The organism is Stenotrophomonas sp. JC08 (genome assembly GCF_052180205.1).
GTDB lineage: Bacteria > Pseudomonadota > Gammaproteobacteria > Xanthomonadales > Xanthomonadaceae > Stenotrophomonas.
Genome location: NZ_CP197473.1, coordinates 476,252 through 491,808, shown reverse-complemented (window position 1 = coordinate 491,808; position 15,557 = coordinate 476,252). Strand labels below are relative to the sequence as shown.

General features: G+C 67.4%; 15 protein-coding genes. 3 read left to right on the top strand and 12 right to left on the bottom strand.

Annotation, left to right across the window (positions count from 1 at the left end):
- Positions 1-35: 35 nt before the first annotated feature.
- From ribD to ACSBPQ_RS02105, 7 genes are all read right to left on the bottom strand, one after another.
- A complete protein-coding gene (gene ribD, locus ACSBPQ_RS02135) occupies positions 36-1,127 on the bottom strand; it encodes a bifunctional diaminohydroxyphosphoribosylaminopyrimidine deaminase/5-amino-6-(5-phosphoribosylamino)uracil reductase RibD (protein ID WP_442683447.1) in 1,092 nt (363 codons plus the stop codon).
- A gap of 135 nt (positions 1,128-1,262) precedes the next feature.
- Positions 1,263-1,730, bottom strand: coding sequence for a GNAT family N-acetyltransferase (locus tag ACSBPQ_RS02130; protein WP_442683446.1), 468 nt, complete (start codon positions 1,728-1,730; stop codon positions 1,263-1,265).
- A gap of 66 nt (positions 1,731-1,796) precedes the next feature.
- Complete coding sequence (nrdR, locus tag ACSBPQ_RS02125) at positions 1,797-2,330, bottom strand: transcriptional regulator NrdR (protein WP_442683445.1); 534 nt, start codon at positions 2,328-2,330, stop codon at positions 1,797-1,799.
- A 33-nt stretch (positions 2,331-2,363) separates the two neighbouring features.
- Positions 2,364-2,651: a hypothetical protein gene (locus ACSBPQ_RS02120; RefSeq protein ID WP_442683444.1), complete on the bottom strand. Its 288-nt coding sequence runs from the start codon at positions 2,649-2,651 to the stop codon at positions 2,364-2,366.
- The gene (locus tag ACSBPQ_RS02115) at positions 2,621-2,788 is read right to left on the bottom strand and encodes a hypothetical protein (protein WP_442683443.1); all 168 of its coding nucleotides are present in this window, start codon (positions 2,786-2,788) and stop codon (positions 2,621-2,623) included. Before ACSBPQ_RS02115 ends, ACSBPQ_RS02120 begins: the two co-directional genes overlap by 31 nt.
- A 3-nt stretch (positions 2,789-2,791) precedes the next feature.
- A complete protein-coding gene (gene glyA / locus ACSBPQ_RS02110) occupies positions 2,792-4,045 on the bottom strand; it encodes a serine hydroxymethyltransferase (RefSeq protein ID WP_442683442.1) in 1,254 nt (417 codons plus the stop codon).
- A 159-nt stretch (positions 4,046-4,204) separates the two neighbouring features.
- The gene (locus tag ACSBPQ_RS02105) at positions 4,205-4,684 is read right to left on the bottom strand and encodes an RcnB family protein (protein ID WP_442683441.1); all 480 of its coding nucleotides are present in this window, start codon (positions 4,682-4,684) and stop codon (positions 4,205-4,207) included.
- Positions 4,685-4,901: 217 nt separating this feature from the next.
- Between ACSBPQ_RS02105 and ettA the strand changes: the two genes are divergently transcribed.
- Together ettA and ACSBPQ_RS02095 are read left to right on the top strand one after the other, a co-directional pair.
- The gene (ettA, locus tag ACSBPQ_RS02100; RefSeq protein ID WP_442683440.1) at positions 4,902-6,566 is read left to right on the top strand and encodes an energy-dependent translational throttle protein EttA; all 1,665 of its coding nucleotides are present in this window, start codon (positions 4,902-4,904) and stop codon (positions 6,564-6,566) included.
- 75 nt (positions 6,567-6,641) lie between these two features.
- The gene (locus ACSBPQ_RS02095) at positions 6,642-7,958 is read left to right on the top strand and encodes an NCS2 family permease (protein WP_442683439.1); all 1,317 of its coding nucleotides are present in this window, start codon (positions 6,642-6,644) and stop codon (positions 7,956-7,958) included.
- Positions 7,959-8,040: 82 nt separating this feature from the next.
- On the opposite strand, the gene waaA is transcribed toward ACSBPQ_RS02095, so the two are convergent.
- Positions 8,041-9,336: a lipid IV(A) 3-deoxy-D-manno-octulosonic acid transferase gene (gene waaA, locus ACSBPQ_RS02090; RefSeq protein ID WP_442683438.1), complete on the bottom strand. Its 1,296-nt coding sequence runs from the start codon at positions 9,334-9,336 to the stop codon at positions 8,041-8,043.
- A 131-nt stretch (positions 9,337-9,467) separates the two neighbouring features.
- Here waaA and ACSBPQ_RS02085 point away from each other — a divergent pair, with 131 nt between their 5' ends.
- Positions 9,468-10,388 (top strand): LpxL/LpxP family Kdo(2)-lipid IV(A) lauroyl/palmitoleoyl acyltransferase, encoded by a 921-nt coding sequence (locus ACSBPQ_RS02085; RefSeq protein ID WP_442683437.1) that lies wholly within the window; start codon positions 9,468-9,470, stop codon positions 10,386-10,388.
- Positions 10,389-10,405: 17 nt separating this feature from the next.
- On the opposite strand, the gene ACSBPQ_RS02080 is transcribed toward ACSBPQ_RS02085, so the two are convergent.
- The 4 genes from ACSBPQ_RS02080 to ACSBPQ_RS02065 form a co-directional block, all read right to left on the bottom strand.
- The gene (locus ACSBPQ_RS02080) at positions 10,406-11,734 is read right to left on the bottom strand and encodes an O-antigen ligase family protein (protein ID WP_442683436.1); all 1,329 of its coding nucleotides are present in this window, start codon (positions 11,732-11,734) and stop codon (positions 10,406-10,408) included.
- Entirely contained in the window at positions 11,709-12,821 is a 1,113-nt protein-coding gene (locus ACSBPQ_RS02075; RefSeq protein ID WP_442683435.1) for a glycosyltransferase, read from the bottom strand. Before ACSBPQ_RS02075 ends, ACSBPQ_RS02080 begins: the two co-directional genes overlap by 26 nt.
- Before the next feature lie 8 nt (positions 12,822-12,829).
- On the bottom strand, positions 12,830-13,027 hold the full coding sequence (locus tag ACSBPQ_RS02070) for a zinc-finger domain-containing protein (RefSeq protein ID WP_442683434.1): 198 nt from the start codon (positions 13,025-13,027) through the stop codon (positions 12,830-12,832).
- 127 nt (positions 13,028-13,154) lie between these two features.
- Complete coding sequence (locus tag ACSBPQ_RS02065; protein ID WP_442683433.1) at positions 13,155-15,449, bottom strand: NADP-dependent malic enzyme; 2,295 nt, start codon at positions 15,447-15,449, stop codon at positions 13,155-13,157.
- Positions 15,450-15,557 lie beyond the last annotated feature (108 nt).

The window sequence follows — 15,557 nt, the reverse complement described above, 5'->3', positions numbered from 1 at the left end:
TGCCCGGTGGACAGACTGTTGCAGGCTTGGCCTGTTCAGCTGACAGGACGCAGCAGCAGCCGCAGGTCCTTGCCGAGCATGCGCGTATCGGCGATCTCCAGCGGCACGGCCTGGGCCATCGTCTCGATGCCCAGCCCGGCCAGCAGCGGCCGCGCGCTATCGCCCATCAGCAGCGGCGCGATGTAGAGCAGCAGTTCGTCCACCAGCCCGGCCTGCAGCAGCGCGCCGCAAAGGGTCGGCCCCGCTTCGACATGCACCTCGTTGATGCCACGGGCGGCCAGCAGCGCCATCACCGCGGTCAGATCGAAGCGGCCATCGGCCTGCAACGGCGAGGCGGCGAATTCGGCCCCTGCCAGTGCCGGTGCGGTCAGTGCGGGATCGTGCAGATACAGCGTCGGTGCGTCGCCCTCACGCACCCGCGCGCAGGCCAGCGTGCGTAGCCGGGCATCGAGCACCACCCGCAGCGGCGGCAGGAATTCACCCTGCTCCGGGCGCGCGGTCAGCAGCGGATCATCGGCCAGCACGGTCGCCGCACCGCTCAGGATCGCACCGGCCCGCGCCCGCCACTGCTGCACATCGGCACGCGCGGCCTCGCCGGTGATCCACTTGGATTCGCCAGTGGCCATCGCCGTGCGGCCATCCAGACTGCCGGCCAGTTTGACCCGCAGCAGCGGCCGGCCGCGCTCGATCCGCGACAGGAAGCCGGCATTGAGCGCACGCGCCTGATCGGCCAGCAGGCCCACTTCGACCGCGATACCGGCCTGCCGCAGCAGCGCGAAGCCGCCGCCATCCACATCCGGAAACGGATCGGCCATCGCCGCCACCACCCGCGCCACACCCGCCTCGATCAGCGCCAGCGCACACGGTGGGGTGCGGCCGTAATGCGCACACGGCTCCAGCGTCACATAGGCGGTAGCGCCACGCGCCCGGCCACCCGCCGCCTGCAGTGCGAACACCTCGGCATGCGGCCCGCCAGCGCGCTGGTGGAAACCTTCACCCACCACCTCCTCACCGTGGGCGATGACACAGCCGACCATCGGATTGGGCCGGGTGGTCCACGCGCCGCGCCCGGCCAGACGCAGCGCGCGGGCCATCAGCAGGTGATCGGTGGCGGTGAAGGACGGCATGACAGACCTCTTCGATCGGAAAACGGGCGGTATAGCGCCTCATCAACACGCGGCATCGGAACCCGGCGCAATGTGGCAAGTGTAGGTGCTCGCCCGCCTCGGCTCGAACGGGTTGAAGCCGGGCAGGCAATGCGCTCATCGCGCACGCGTATCGACCCGCATCACCGTGATGGCCAACGGCCCGAGCTGCAGCCGGGTGTGTTCGCTCCAGCCCAGCGAGCGATACCACGCCACCATTGACGCTTCGCAATACAGGTACAGCTCCGGCACACCGAAGGCGGCGGCCTGCGCGACGGCATGCGCCACCAGCGCGGCGCCCGCGCCCCTGCCACGCGCCCCGGGTTTCACGTACAGCGAGGCCAGCCACGGCGACCAGCCGCGGATCTGCTCGTGGTCGTCATGCAACAGGCTGACCGAGCCCAGCCAGTCCCCGGCGTCCAGCGCCAGCCAGGTGCAGGGAATGGTGTCGCGTTGCTGCCCACGCAGCTCGGCTTCTGCCTGGGCCACGGTCCAGTCCGGCAGCAGCCCGCCAAAGGCCTGTACATGCGCGGCAGCCAGCGCCGGCACCACTACGGGGTGATCACGCAGATCAACTAACAGCATCGGAATTCAAGGTCCGCCATGGCCCGGGGCTCGGCAACGCCGGCGCTCCCCGGTCCGGCGCCGGATTCAACGCTTGGCGGACTTCGGCGGGCGTCCTTCCGCCGCACCGGCACCTTCCAGCAATGGCAGCTGGCCATCGCTGGCCGGATGGTCGCGTTCAAGTTTCTCGATCTCGTCGCGGAAGTCGGCCACGTCCTCGAAGCTGCGATAGACCGAGGCGAAGCGCACATAGCCGACATGGTCGAGCTTGCGCAGCTCGTCCATCACGAAGCCGCCGACCTTGATCGATGGCACCTCGCGCTCGCCACACATGCGCAGCTGGTGCACCACCGCACGTACCGCGGCCTCGATGCGTTCCTCGGACACCGGCCGCTTCTGCAGCGCGCGGTCGAAGCCCACCCGCAGCTTGCGCGCGTCAAACGCCTCGCGACCGCCGTCGCTCTTGATGATGACCGGCAGCTTCAGCTCGATGGTCTCCAGCGTACTGAAGCGCTCACCGCAGGCCTCGCAACCGCGGCGGCGGCGGATGGTGGCGCCGTCTTCGGAAACGCGCGAGTCGATCACGCGGGTGTCGGTGTGCTGGCAGAAGGGGCAATGCATGGGAAAACTCCTACCGGTGGTGATGCGCGAGGATCAGCGTGTCCGGTAACGCAGATACAGCAGGTACAGCGACGACAGCTGGGCTGTCAGGACGCCGTACACAATGAGGTTAGCCCGGCCTGCCCGCAAGGCGGACAACACTTCGGCAAAGAAGAAATAGACCGAAAAGGCGATGGCCAGCTGCAGCAGCCACCACCAGATCCGGGAAACATCCCGCAAGCCAACGCTGCCCTGACGCCAGAAGGCCAGCGTCAGGCGGTACCAGGCCAGCCATCCACTCAGGGCAACCATCACCATGGCCAGAAACCACAGCGACAGCAACGAGGGAAATGCTGCGGAATCGGCAACACACCGAACACCAGGGTGACCGCCAGGATCGGCAGGCTCAGACCTGCCGTGACCAGCGACAGCCCCTTGTAAAGGCTGCCGGCCCAGTCATGCGGCAGGTCCGACGGCATCGCTCAGCCGTAAACCGGGTACTTCCTGCACTGCGCGCTGACCGCCTCACGCACGCGCGCGATCACCGCCTCGTCGGCCGGGGCGTCGAGCACGTCGGCGATCCAGTTGGCCAGATCCACGCAGTCCTGTTCCACATAGCCGCGGGTGGTGATGGCCGGGGTGCCCAGGCGCAGGCCCGAGGTCACGAACGGCGAACGCGGGTCGTTCGGCACCGAGTTCTTGTTGACGGTGATATGGGCACGGCCCAGCGCGGCCTCCGCATCCTTGCCGGACACGTCCTTGCCGATCATGTCCACCAGCATCAGATGGTTCTCTGTGCCGCCGGAGACGATCTTGTAGCCGCGCGCGATCAGCGTGGTCGCCATGGCCTGCGCGTTTTTCACCACCTGCTGCTGGTAGGCCTTGAATTCCGGCTCCAGCGCTTCCTTGAAGGCCACCGCCTTGGCGGCGATGACGTGCATCAGCGGACCGCCCTGGATGCCCGGGAACACGATCGACTGCAGCTTCTTCTCGATCTCCTCACCGGCGCCCTTGGCGATGATGATGCCGCCACGCGGACCGCGCAGGGTCTTGTGGGTGGTCGAGGTGACCACGTGGGCGTGTTCGATCGGGTTCGGGTAGACACCGGCGGCGACCAGACCGGCGACGTGCGCCATATCCACGAACAGGTAGGCACCGACCTTGTCGGCGATGGCGCGGAAACGCGCCCAGTCGACCACCTGCGAATAGGCCGAGAAACCGGCCACGACCATCTTCGGCTTGTGCTCCAGCGCCAGACGCTCGACTTCATCGTAGTCGATCAGGCCCTGCTCGTTCACGCCGTACTGGATGGCATTGAAGATCTTGCCCGAGGCGTTGACCTTGGCACCGTGGGTCAGGTGACCACCGTGGGCCAGGCTCATGCCCAGGATGGTGTCGCCCGGCTGCAGCAGCGCGAAATACACGGCCTGGTTGGCCTGCGAGCCGCTGTGCGGCTGCACGTTGGCGTAATCGGCGCCGAACAGCTGCTTGAGGCGGTCGATGGCCAGCTTCTCGGCCACGTCCACATACTCGCAACCGCCGTAATAGCGCTTGCCCGGGTAACCCTCGGCGTACTTGTTGGTCAGCTGGCTGCCCTGCGCTTCCATCACCAGCGGGCTGGCGTAGTTCTCGCTGGCAATCAGCTCGACATGGTCTTCCTGGCGCTGGCACTCGGCGGCAATGGCCTTGGCCAATTCAGGGTCGTAGGACTCGATACGGGCATCACGCGGGAACATCACAGCTCCTGGGTACGGGGCGAGGGAGCTGCCGATTGTAACGCTTCCTTCAGGGCCCCCGCCCGCCGTCGACGCTCCCGTCTGCAACCTTTTTCCGCCTTTCCCATATGGGAAAGGCGCCCCTGCGGGCGCCTTCCTGTAACCCGGCCCGGGCAAGGCTCAGTGGTTGAACACGATGTCGGCGATGATGCCGGTGGCGATGGCCACCATCAGCATGTTGCCGCGGTCGTCGCGGATCCAGCGGTGGCCGTGGCGCGGGCGGTGCAGGTGGTAGCGGTTGTAGTCGTTGACCACGTAGACCGGGCCACCGTAGTAGTTGTTGTAGCGGTGGCCACGCTCGAAGCCATACGGGCGGTAGACCACGCGCGGCGGCGGAGCGTAGTAGCGGCGGTCGTTGTAACGCGCGTCGCGGTAACCCTCGCGATAGCCGGCGCTGTAGTGACGGCGGTCATCCCGCCATTCGCGGCGGTCATGGCGATGCTTGTTCCCATGGCGATGGTGGCCATGGCCGCGGCCGCGGTCGTCCCAGCCATGGCGTCCCCGGTCATGATCGCGGTCCCCGGCGGCAAAGGCCGGCGCGGCGGCACCAAAGGCCAGCAGGACGGTCATCGCGGCGACAACAAAGCGGTTCATCTTCATGGGTGGCCCTCACTGGGTTGGTGGACGCTTTCCATCATGCTCACGCCGTCTGAACGGAATCCGGCTGGAAACGGTTGCGGCCCTTCACATTCATAGACCAGCAAGGCACCGGGCTGCAACCGGCCTCATCCGGCTTGCGGCTATAATTGCCTATTCCCTTTTGCCTTGGGCCTTGTCCGTCTCCGGACCGGGCGCAGGCTTGCGCTACGGAGAGGTCATGTCCTCGCAATACATCTACACCATGAACAAGGTGTCCAAGGTGGTCCCGCCCAAGCGGCAGATCATCAAGGACATTTCACTGTCGTTCTTCCCGGGCGCCAAGATCGGCCTGCTGGGCCTGAATGGCGCCGGCAAGTCCACCGTGCTGAAGATCATGGCCGGTGTGGACACCGATTTCGAGGGCGAGGCCCGCCCGCAACCGGGCATCAAGGTCGGCTACCTGGAGCAGGAACCGCGCCTGGACCCGACCCAGACCGTGCGTGAGGCGGTGGAGGAAGGCGTGGGCGAGGTGCTGCAGGCACAGGCTGCGCTGGACAAGATCTACGACGCCTATGCCGAGGAAGGCGCCGACTTCGACGCGCTGGCCAAGGAACAGGAACGGCTGGAGGCGATCCTCGCCGCCGGCGATGCCCACACCCTGGAAAACCAGCTGGACGTGGCCGCCGACGCGCTGCGCCTGCCTCCGTGGGATGCGGTGATCGGCAACCTGTCCGGCGGTGAAAAGCGCCGCGTGGCGCTGTGCCGCCTGCTGCTGCAGAAGCCCGACATGCTGCTGCTCGACGAACCGACCAACCACCTGGACGCCGAGTCGGTGGAATGGCTGGAACAGTTCCTGGCGCGCTACACCGGCACCGTGGTGGCGGTCACCCATGACCGCTACTTCCTCGACAACGCCGCCGAGTGGATCCTGGAACTGGACCGCGGCCGCGGCATTCCGTGGAAGGGCAACTACACCGACTGGCTGATGCAGAAGGACGAGCGCCTGAAGCAGGAAGACAACCAGGAAAAGGCCCGCCAGAAGGCGATCCAGAAGGAACTGGAGTGGTCGCGCCAGAACGCCAAGGGTGGCCGCACCAAGGGCAAGGCGCGTCTGGCCCGCCTGGAAGAGCTGCAGAGCGTGGATTACCAGAAGCGCAACGAGACCAACGAGATTTTCATCCCGCCGGGCGAGCGCCTGGGCAACTCGGTGATCGAGTTCAAGAACGTCTCCAAGAAATTCGGTGACCGCCTGCTGATCGACAACCTGTCGATGATCATCCCGCCGGGCGCCATCGTCGGCATCATCGGCCCCAACGGCGCCGGCAAGTCGACCCTGTTCAAGATGATCACCGGCCAGGAAAAGCCGGATTCGGGCGAGATCGCGATCGGTCCGACCGTGCAGCTGTCCTATGTCGACCAGAGCCGTGATGCCCTGACCGGCAACCACAACGTGTTCCAGGAAATCTCCGGTGGCCTGGACATCCTCAACATCAACGGCATCGAAATCCAGTCGCGCGCCTACATCGGCCGCTTCAATTTCAAGGGCCAGGACCAGCAGAAGATGGTCGGCTCGCTGTCCGGTGGTGAACGTGGCCGCCTGCACATGGCCAAGACCCTGCTGCAGGGTGGCAACGTGCTGCTGCTGGACGAACCGTCCAACGACCTGGACATCGAAACCCTGCGTGCGCTGGAAGACGCGCTGCTGGAGTTCCCGGGCAACACGTTCGTGATCTCCCATGACCGCTGGTTCCTGGACCGCATCGCCACGCACATCATCGCCTTCGAGGGCGACTCGCACGTGGAGTTCTTCCAAGGCAACTACCGCGAGTACGAAGAGGACAAGAAGCGTCGCCTCGGCGATGACGCCGGTCCCAAGCGCCTGCGCTTCAAGGCGCTGAAGTAAGACCCGCCGGACGGCCGCCCAGTGCGGCCGTCCGCTTTTGTACACACCGCTCCGTCTGCTGTGCCGGAACACCCCATGTCCCTGCTCGACCGCCTGTTCAAACTCCAGCAACACGGCACCAGCGTGCGCACCGAGGTGCTGGCCGGGCTGACCACTTTCCTGACGATGTCCTACATCGTCTTCGTCAACCCCGAGATCCTCGGCACCACCGGCATGGATCCAGGTGCGGTGTTCGTCGCCACCTGCCTCGCGGCGGCGATCGGCTCGGCGGTGATGGCGCTGGCGGCCAACTTCCCGGTCGGCATGGCACCGGGCATGGGCCTGAACGCCTTCTTCGCCTTCACTATGGTCGGTGCGGCCGGGCTGCCGTGGCAGCAGGCGCTGGCGGCGGTATTCATCTCCGGCATGGTGTTCCTGCTGCTGTCGTTGACCGGCGTGCGGGCGTGGCTGGTGGCCGGCATTCCGGCTTCGCTGCGGGCGGCCATCGTGGCCGGCATCGGCCTGTTCCTGGCGATCATCGCGCTGCAGAAATCGCAGGTGATCATCGCCAATGAAGACACCATGCTGACGCTGGGCCACTTCGACAGTGCACCGCCGCTGCTGGCGCTGGCCGGCTTTTTGCTGATCGCCATCCTGGAGGCGCGCAAGGTACGGGGCGCGATCCTGATCGGCATCCTCGCGGTGACCGGCGTGGCCTGGGTGCTGGGCCATGTGCAGTACAGCGGGCTGGTATCGCTGCCACCGAGCCTGGCGCCGACCTTCCTGCAGCTGGACCTGCCGGGCCTGCTGCACCACGACGGCGGCGCACCGCTGGACGTGCTGCTGCAGGTGGTGCTGGTGTTCGTGCTGGTGGAGGTGTTCGATGCCACCGGTACGCTGTACGGCGTGGTCGGCCGCGCCGGCCTGCTGGAGCTGGCCGATGGCAGGAAACGTTTCGGCAGGGCGCTGCTGGCCGACAGCAGCGCGATTGTCGCCGGCTCGCTGCTGGGCACCAGTTCCACCACCGCCTTTGCCGAAAGCGCGTCAGGCGTGCAGGTCGGTGGCCGCACCGGCCTGACCGCGCTGGTGGTGGCGGCACTGTTCCTGGCTGCGCTGCTGTTCTCGCCGCTGGCGGCGATGGTGCCGCCCTACGCCACCGCGCCGGCGCTGCTGTTCGTGGCCGGGCTGATGCTGCGCGAGCTGGTGGAAGTGAAATGGGACGACATCACCGAATCGGTCCCCGCCGCGCTGTGCGCACTGGCAATGCCGTTCACCTACTCCATCGCCAACGGCCTGGCCTTCGGCTTCATCGCCTATGCGGTGCTGAAAGCCGGCACTGGCCGCTGGCGGGAAGTGAAGCCGGCGCTGTGGCTGGTGGCCGGCCTGTTCGTGCTGCGCTTCGCCTTGGCCTGACCAGCCGCGCAGGCGGCGGAAAGCAGGCGCAAACGCCGGCACTCCGTCGCCGCAGCAGCACCCGCGCGCGTGATGCCCGGACTCAGACTTGCGCCGGCAGCTCCGGGGCGATCAATGCCAGCGTCTGCGCCAGCGCGCCACGGCCGTTTTCCACCAGTGCCCGCCCCGCCTCGATCATGCGCTCGCGCCCGGCTGCGTCATCAAACAGCTGCTGTATCGCCGCCGATACCGCACCGGCATCGTCGCAGATGCGCAGAGCGCCGGCCTCCTGCATGCGCCGGGAAATCTCGGCGAAATTGTGCAGGTGCGGCCCGGTGACCGCCGCGGTCCCCATCGCCGCCGGCTCCAGCAGATTGTGCCCGCCGATGGCCTGCAGGCTGCCGCCCACGAAGGCCACCTGCGCACAGGCATAGAAGGCCATCAGCTCGCCCAGTGTGTCGATCACGAACACCTGCGTGTCCGCCTGCGGCCACTGCTGACCGCTGCGTGTGGCCACCCGCCAGCCCTGCTCGCGCGCCAGCGCCTCGGCCCGCGCAAAACGCTCGGGATGCCGCGGCGCCCATAGCAGCAATGCCTCCGGATGCCTGGCCAGCAGCTGTGCGTGGATGTCGACCACCGCCTGCTCTTCGCCCTCATGGGTACTGGCGGCGATCCACACCGGCCGGCCCGGCACCACATGCCGCGCAAACGCCTCCAGCACCGCGGAGGTATCCGGCGGGTGGATATCGAATTTCAGATTGCCCAGCGTGCGTACCTGCGCGGGATGCGCACCCAGTTCGATGAAGCGCGCGGCATCGTCCTGCGACTGTGCCGCGACACAGGTGACCGTGCGCAGCGCGCGGCCCACCAGTGGCCGCAGCAGCCGGTAGCCCTTCAACGAACGCGCCGACAGCCGCGCATTGAGGATGTACACCGGAATCCCACGCTCGCGGCAGCCGAACAGCATGTTCGGCCACAGCTCGGTCTCCAGGATCAGCGCCAGGCTGGGACGGAAGTGGTCGAGAAAGCGGCCGACACTGCCGGGCACGTCATACGGCAGGTAGACGTGATCGACCGCCTCGCCCCACAACGCCCGCACCCGCTGCGAGCCGGTCGGCGTGATGGTGGTGATGATCCAGCGGATGTCCGGCCGCTGCTGGCGCAACACGTTTACCAGCGGTGCGGCGGCATTGACCTCGCCCACCGATACCGCATGCAGCCACACCCGTGGCTGGCCACCGCTCTCCGGATACGAGGCGTAGCGCTCGTCCCAGCGCTTGAAGTATTCGCGGACACGGAAACCGCGCCACACCAGGTGGTACACGGTGATCGGCAGCAGCAGGTACAGCACGGCCGAATACAGGCCGCGCAGCAGTAGTTCAACAGGATCCTTGCGCATCGCCGCAGCATACCGAGGCGCGGCCGATTAATGGAGTGACAGCCGATGCGGAGCCTGCGATCACGCTTCCGGCCATCATCCATCTTGCCGTTGCCGGCGCCGCCGACTGCATTCCTTATTAGAATCAGCACATGTCCGATTCCCCCACCACCGCCACCCGCCCCTCGCTGTGGACACCCCGGCATTGGCCCACCTTCCTCTGGCTGGGTATCGCCCTGCTCGGCGCACGCCTGCCGTGGGCGTTGCAGCGTGCGCTTGGCCGCGGCATCGGCTGGCTGGCGCTGCATCTGGCCGGCAGCCGCCGGCGTGCGGCGGAGGTGAACCTGGAACTGTGCTTCCCCGAGCAGGATGCGGCCTGGCGGCAACGGCTGCTGCGCGACAGTTTCGATGCACTCGGCGTGGGCGTGTTCGAATTCGCCCGCGCGTGGTGGGGAAAGATCGGGGTGATCCGCCCGCAGGTGGAGATCGAAGGCCTCGAGCACCTGCGCGCCCTGCAGGCCGAAGGCCGCGGTGTGCTGCTGGTGTCCGGCCACTTCATGACACTGGAGATGTGCGGCCGTCTGCTGTGCGACCACGTGCCGCTGGCCGGCATGTACCGCCGCTACCGCAATCCGGTGATGGAATGGGCGGTGAAGAGCGGGCGCCTGAAGTACGCCTGCGCGATGTTCGCCAACGAGGACATCCGCGCCACCGTGCGCCACCTGAAGAAAGGTGGCTTCCTCTGGTATGCGCCCGATCAGGACATGCGCGGCAAGGACTCGGTGTTCGTGCCGTTCTTCGGCATGCCCGCCTCCACCATCACCGCCACCCACCAGTTCGCACGCATGACCGGCTGTGCGGTGGTGCCGTTCTTCCACCGCCGTGTGGGCGGCCACTATGTCTTGAAGATCGCGCCGCCGCTGGCGGATTTTCCCACCGATGACGCGGTTGCCGATACCGCCCGGGTCAATGCCGCGATCGAGCAGATGGTGCGGGAAGCCCCGGACCAGTACCTGTGGATCCACCGCCGCTTCAAGCGCCAGCCGGAAGGCCGCAGCCAGTTCTACAACTGAGCGGCGGGGCGTCGGACTCAGCCGGCGCCGACCGGCTCCTCGGCCAGCAACGCACCGGCATACAGCGCAGCCAGCAACAGGGTCAACCCGCCCCAGAACGTGGAATAGAACGCCAGGTGGGTGTTCAGCGGGAACACCGTCACCGCCAGCGCCAGCATTGCCGGCCGTGCCCGCTCGCGCGCCGGCACGCCGGCCCGGCGCCACGCCTGCCAGGCCAGCACGGCCCCGGCCAGCCACAGCAGCAACCCCAGCACGCCGGTTTCGGCGAGTATCTCCAGCACGATCTGGTGGGCATGCAGCGCCGGCTCGTGGCCCCACGCGGCGGCCTGTTCCGGCGCCGGGTTGCAGTCCGGCCACGCATCACGGAAGCCGCGTGCGCCCACGCCGTTGATCGGATACTCCCGGGCCATGCACAGCGCCGCGCCCCAGATCTGGCCACGACCGGACAGCGCCGCATCCACGCCTGCGCTGTCGCCACTGAAGGCCAGCGTGGTACGGGCGATACGCTCGCGCACCTGCGATGAGCCTACCGCCAGCGCGGCAATGGCCAGCACGCCGGCAACCAGCAATGCCGCCATCCACTTCCACCCCAGCAGCCGCCAGCCGGAAAACAGCACCACCAGCGCGTAGGTGATCCACGAGGCACGCGAACCGGCCAGTACCAGCACCACCCCGATCAGCACCGTCGCCAGCAGCCAGCCGGCACGCCCCCAGCGCCCGCCAGCGGCAAACAGCGCGAACGGCGCCATGCTCGCCAGCACCTGGCCGAACTTCAGGTTGCACGGGCCGAACAGGCCGGACAGCCGGTCCGCCGCGGCGACCTCTTCGGCAGTACACAGCCCGCGACCGCTGCCCAGCCACTTGAGCTGGTCCATCAACCAGAACAGCGGGCTGGTACCGGACAGTGCCTGTACCAGCGCATCCAGCGTCCACAGCGCCACGATCAGCGCCAGCCCGTTGAAGGTCAGCCGCCGCCGCGCGGCGGTCGCCACCGCTATCGCCGCCAGCCACATGAAGGGCAGGTAGCGCAGTCCAGCGGCAACCTTGCGCCAGGCCTTGCCCGGATCGGCCGCATCGAACGCGGACAGCAGCTGCGGCAGCCAGTAGGCCAAAAACAGCAGGCCGGTCAGCTTCCACGCCGACGCGCCCGGCAGCACGGTGCCGCTGCCGCCAAAGCGCAGCTGCAGCAGGCGCACGCCCGCCAACAGCGCCGCCAGTGCCAGCACCGCCTCGGCAATCCCGGGGGCCGGCCACAGCGCGACAAAGGCAAGTATCCAGACCGGGGCCCAGCGTCCGGGCAGCTGCGTTACGGGTTCCGGGTCAACGGGCAAGTTCGGCATAGACATCCAGCGTGGCGCGCTGCATCGCCTGCAGCGTGAAGGGAATCCGTGCCGGCAGCACCGGCGGGGACTGCAGCAGTTGTGCGGCACGCTGCGCCAACAGCGCCGCATCGCCCGTCGCCACCGCGCCGGAAGGTTGCAGTTGCGCCAGCAGCTCGCCGACACCGCCATGATCCCAGCCCAGTACCGGGCGACCCACCGACAGTGCCTCCAGCACCGTGCGCCCGAACGCCTCCGGCTTGTCGGACAACTGCAGCACCAGATCACTGGCCGCATAAGCCTGGGCGATACGTGCGGTCGGCTCGCTGATCGCCAGTGCATCGGCCACGTCCAGCTCCTGCGCCAGCTGCTCCAGCTCACGCACATAGGCCTCGCGGCCGGACTCGCGCGCGCCGGGCATCCACAACCGCGCCGCGATGCCGTCCGCACGCAGCGCTGCCAGCAGCCGCAACGCATGCGCATGGCCCTTGAGCCGGGTGCCGCGTCCGGGCAACAGCAGCAACGGGCCATCGCCGCCAAGCACAGGATGTTGTGTCGCCAGCGCCAGCCGCGGACGACGGTCGGTGCGCGCCACATGCGGAAACTGGGCGATGTCCACGCCCCGCGGTATCACCCGCAGGCGGACCGGATCGGTCTTCGGATAATGCGCCAGCAGGTAGTCGCGCACCGTCTGCGAGACGCAGATCACGCGTTCGCCACTGGCCATGATCGCACTGTAGCGACCGGGCGAATTGAGCCCGTGCATGGTCGTCAGCCAGCGCGGGCGCTGACCGGCCGGCAAGCCGCGCAGCGCATGCCAGCCCAGCCACGCCGGCAGCCGTGAGCGCGCATGCACGATGTCCGTTCCGGTTTCGGCAAACAGCCGCCGCAGGCTGGCCACATGGCGCAGGGTCAGCAGCGACTTGCGGCCAATATCCAGGGTCAGGTGCTCGGCGCCGCTGTCCAGCAAGGCCGGCACCAGCCGGCCACCGGCGGACACCACGATGGCGCGGTGACCCTTGGCCACCAGCGCCGTGGCGACCTCCAGGGTCGAACGCTCAACACCACCGGACTGCAGTGCCGGCAGCAGCTGCACCACGGTCAGGCGGCGCATCGACGCGCTCAGTCCGCCAGCACGAACACCGAGCCGCAGTACGGGCACGCGGCCTCGCCGTTGGGCTCACTTTCGATCGGCAGATACACGCGCGGATGCGAGTTCCACAGCGCCATCTCCGGCGTCGGGCAGCTCAGCGGCAGATCGGCGCGATGCACGGTGTAACGCTTTTCGGCGTTGGCGGGCGCAGTGGCGGTATGGCTCATGGCTAGGCACGGAACAGGTTGCGAGGCGGCCAATTCTAGCAGTGCCGGCCTTTGTCCGGGCCGGGCCGGCAGAATGCGGAAGGGCCGGTGCATGCCCGGCCCTTCCGTGCGTTCTGGCAACCGCGGGTCAGCCGTTGCCGCGCTCGCCGTCGCGCTGCTTGCGGATCTGCGAGTCGACTGCGGCGATGGCGGTCATGTTCAGCACCCGGCGGGCGCTGGCGCTGCTGGTGAGGATATGTACCGGCTTGGAGATGCCCATCAGGATCGGGCCGATCGCCACGCCGTCGGTGAACACCCGCACCAGGTTGTAGGCGATGTTGGCCGCTTCCAGATTCGGCAGCACGAACAGGTTGGCACGGCCCTTGAGCGTGCTGTTGGGCAGCAGTTTCTCGCGCAGCGCCTCGTCCCACGCGGTGTCGCCCTGCATCTCGCCGTCCACGTTCAGGCGCGGGTTGCGCTTGAGCAGCTGTTCGCGCACCTGGCGCATCTTCAGCGCATCCTTGGAATCGTGGCTGCCGAAGTTGGAGTGCGACAGCAGCGCCACCTTCGGCTCGATCCCGAACAGCTTCATGCGGTAGGCCGCCTGCAGCGTCGATTCAACGATCTGCTCCACGCTCGGGTCTTCCTGCACGTGGGTATCGACGAAGAAGAACACGCCCTGCGAGTTGATCACCCCGGTCATCGCCGAGGTCGAGCTGACCCGCGGCTCCAGCGGAATCACGCTGCGCACGTAGCCCAGCTTCTTGTGGAAGCGCCCGACCAGCCCGGACAGCATCGCATCGGCTTCCCCGCGTGCCACCATCACCGCCGCGATCAGCGTCGGCCGCGAGCGCATCAGGTTCTTGGCCGCCGCCACGGTGACGCCCTTGCGGCCGGTCATGTCGTGGTAGTACTGCCAGTAGTCGTTGAAGCGCGGATCATCGTTGATGTTGGTGATCTCGAAGTCCACGCCGGCCTGCATGCGCAACCCGAGCCGCTCGATGCGTGTCTGGATCACGTCCGGACGGCCGATCAGGATCGGGAACGCGACGCTCTCGTCGATCACGTTCTGCACCGCGCGCAGCACCACTTCCTCTTCACCTTCGGCATAGACCACGCGCTGCTTGTCGGCACGCGCCTGGTCGTACACCGGCTTCATGAACAGGCTGGTGCGGTAGACGAACTGCGCCAGCTTCTCGCGGTAGGCGGCCATGTCGGCGATCGGCCGCGTGGCCACGCCCGAATCCATCGCCGCCTGCGCCACCGCCGAGGACAGCTCCACCAGCAGGCGGCGGTCGAACGGACGCGGAATCAGGTAGTCGCGGCCGAAGCTCGGCGCTTCGCCGCCATAGGCCGCGCCCAGATCCGAGGCCTCCTTGCGCGCCAGCGCGGCGATCGCACGCACGCAGGCGACCTTCATCTCCTCGTTGATGCCGGTGGCACCCACATCCAGCGCGCCGCGGAACAGGTACGGGAAGCACAGCGCGTTGTTGACCTGGTTCGGATAATCCGAGCGGCCGGTGCCGAGGATCGCGTCCGGGCGCACCGCCTTGGCGTCTTCCGGCAGGATTTCCGGGTACGGGTTGGCCAGCGCGAAGATCACCGGATCGCGCGCCATCGTCGCAACCATCTCACGGGTCAGGATGCCGCCGGCCGACAGGCCCAGGAAGATGTCCGCGCCCTCCACGATCTCGGCCAGCGTGCGCTTGTCGGTATCGCGGGCGTAGCGGGCCTTTTCCGGATCCAGGTCAGTACGGCCACTGTGGATCACGCCGTCACGGTCGAACGCCAGCACGTTCTCCGGCTTCACTCCCAGCTGCACCAGCATGTTGACGCAGGAGATACCCGCCGCGCCCATGCCGGTGGTGGCGACCTTGACCTCCTCGATCTTCTTGCCGGTGATCACCATGGCGTTGAGCACCGCCGCACCGACGATGATCGCGGTGCCGTGCTGGTCGTCATGGAACACCGGGATGTTCATCCGCTCGCGCAGCGTGCGCTCGATGACGAAGCACTCCGGCGCCTTGATGTCTTCCAGATTGATGCCGCCGAAGGTCGGCTCCAGCGAGGCGATGATGTCGATCAGCTTGTCCGGATCGTTCTCGTCGACCTCGATGTCGAACACGTCGATGCCGGCGAATTTCTGGAACAGCACGCCCTTGCCTTCCATCACCGGCTTGCCCGCCAGCGGGCCGATGTTGCCCAGTCCCAGCACCGCGGTGCCGTTACTGATCACCGCCACCAGGTTGCCGCGCGCGGTCAGCTCGCTGGCCGCCGCCGGATCGGCCACGATCGCCTCGCAGGCATGCGCCACGCCGGGCGAGTACGCCAGCGACAGGTCGCGCTGGGTCAACATCGGCTTGGTCGCCACCACCTTGATCTTGCCGGGCGGCGACAGGCGGTGGTAATCGAGGGCGGCCTGCTTGAAATCTTCTTTGGACATCGACGGGACTTGCTGTGACTGAACGGTCGATTCTAGCGACTCGCGCCGACATTGAGCGCTTCCCGCAGTGACAGAACCATGGCAGCTCGCTGACGCACGCCATGGTGC